Here is a 1,952-nt window from a genome sequence, read left to right on the forward strand (position 1 = left end):
CGGGCCGCCTTCCGCGTGCGGATCGGACCGTTCACGCCCGCCCGGCCGCCCGTGTCGGCCCCCCTCGGCTAATCAGGGCAATTGCGGAGGCTTGCGGTGTTTCGGCACAGCCTTCCGACGGCGCATGGCATCTGATGGGCACTCAGCTGATCCGTACGACAATCATCTCAGCTTGAAGGAGCCCAGCATGAGCCTTTCCGCTTCTCTCCGCCTCCGCAGCGTCCGTGCGGGCACCACGGTGGCCGCCGTGGTCGCCACCGCCGCGGCCACCCTGGCCGGCGCACCCGCCGCCCACGCCGCCCCCGGAGACAGCGGCGACCTCGACGTCCGCTCGGCCGGCTGGCACTCACGTGGTGAAGACGGGGTCGAGGTCTGCGCGTTCACCCTCGTCGCCACCAACTTCGAGTCGTACCCGGCGGTCCCCTGGACGATCACCGCCCAGCCCCCGACCGTTCCTCCGGGCGACACCCTGGCCAGCACGCTGCCGCTGGTGAACGGCTCGGCCACCAGCGAGAGGTACCTGCTCCCGGAGGGCACGTACCAGCTGGTGTGGACCGTCCCGTCGGGCCCGAGGCAAAGGAGCTTCAGGGTCGACTGCGACCGGCGCGCCGACAGCCGCCCCAGCCCGGCGGAGACCACCCCCGGAACGGACTACCGCAGGCCGTCCGGTGCCGTGCCGGCAGGAGGCGGCGGCGTCCCGGACATGGAGAACCTCAGCGCCGAGGAGGACTCGGGCGTCGGCACCACCACCGCCCTGACCGCCGGCGCGGCCGGACTCGCGGCCCTGGTCATGGTCCGCCGATCCGCACGCCGTCGTGCCCGCAACGAGGCATAACTCCCACAGCCGACGGCCACCACAGCGACGACGGCCGGCACAGCGACGACGGCGGCGGAGGCGGGGGCCGAGTCGCGCGTTCCGTCTGACCATGACGCTGTCGGTGACCTTCTCCCTGCTGACCGGGATCGGCCGGATGATGTCGGACTCGTCCGGCGAACCGCAGGCCACCGCCGTCCGCGCGGACGACGCCGCGGGCGGCGGGGCACCGCCGCGGCAGTCCCCCCGGCCCTCGCGGCCGGTGAAGGTCACCATCCCCTCCCTCTTCGTCGAGGCCCCGGTCACCGGTCTCGGTCTCGACGAGGAGGGCCGGCTCGACGCTCCCCCGCTGAACCGGCCGGGGCTGGTGGGTTGGTACCGCGACGGTCCCTCCCCCGGAGAAGCGGGCACGTCCCTGCTCGTCGGACACCGTGACACCCGCACGGGGCCGGCGATCTTCCTCAACCTCAACGCGATGCGCCGGGGCGACACGGTGAAGGTCACCCGGGCCGACCGGCACATCGCGCTCTTCACGGTCGACGAGGTGAAGACGTACACGAAGGACGGGTTCCCGGACGACAAGGTGTACGGGGCCACCGGTCGCCCGGAACTCAGACTCATGACGTGCGGCGGACGTTTCGACGAGAAGAGCGGCTACTCCGCCAACGTCGTCGTCTTCGCCCACCTGACGTCACTGAAGGGACAGGCGGTCTGAGCACCGCCGCCCGTGCGGGACGGCGGCCGGTGCCCCGGGAGGCGGGGCACCGGCCGCCCTTCCGGGTTCCCCTCCTCCCGCCCCGGCGTACCGGCGGAAGGCTGCGGACAACGGGCTCCGGCCCGTCTGGAAGACTGCGCACCGACAACCGTACGAATTCGGAGCGCACGAGGCATGACCAACCGCGGTGACGCCCACCCCGGCCGGCAGGACGGGGCGTCGGGCCGGCACGGCCAGCACCGGGCGGGCGGCGCCGAGGACCGGCGGAGTGACGCACTGCTGACGTCCGCCGTGCGCGAGGACGGGGACGCCGGGGCGATCGAGGAGCTCTACCGCCGCCACGCTCCGGCGGTCCTGGCCTACGCCCGCACCTGCTGCCGCGACCCGCACACCGCGGAGGACCTCGCCTCGGAGGCGTTCACC

General features: G+C 73.2%; 3 protein-coding genes. All 3 read left to right on the plus strand.

Translation table 11 applies throughout. The features are described from left to right. Positions 1-187: 187 nt before the first annotated feature. Positions 188-835 carry a hypothetical protein gene (locus tag AOK18_RS28705; protein WP_055574994.1) on the plus strand — a complete coding sequence of 216 codons (648 nt, stop codon included), beginning with the start codon at positions 188-190 and terminating at the stop codon, positions 833-835. Positions 836-926: 91 nt separating this feature from the next. Then, positions 927-1,529 (plus strand): class F sortase, encoded by a 603-nt coding sequence (locus AOK18_RS28710; protein ID WP_055574993.1) that lies wholly within the window; start codon positions 927-929, stop codon positions 1,527-1,529. 174 nt (positions 1,530-1,703) lie between these two features. Beyond that, the coding region (locus AOK18_RS28715) for an RNA polymerase sigma factor (protein ID WP_206281605.1) at positions 1,704-1,952 on the plus strand (249 nt) is incomplete at its 3' end.

The sequence above is a fragment of the Streptomyces prasinopilosus genome (assembly GCF_001419695.1).
In the GTDB taxonomy this organism is placed as follows: Bacteria; Actinomycetota; Actinomycetes; order Streptomycetales; family Streptomycetaceae; genus Streptomyces; species Streptomyces prasinopilosus.

Excerpts from the sequence above, each read along its gene's own strand:
- AOK18_RS28710 (WP_055574993.1), top strand. The coding sequence starts at position 927 with ATGACGCTGTCGGTGACCTTCTCCCTGCTGACCGGGATCGGCCGGATG.
- AOK18_RS28705 (WP_055574994.1), top strand. The coding sequence starts at position 188 with ATGAGCCTTTCCGCTTCTCTCCGCCTCCGCAGCGTCCGTGCGGGCACC.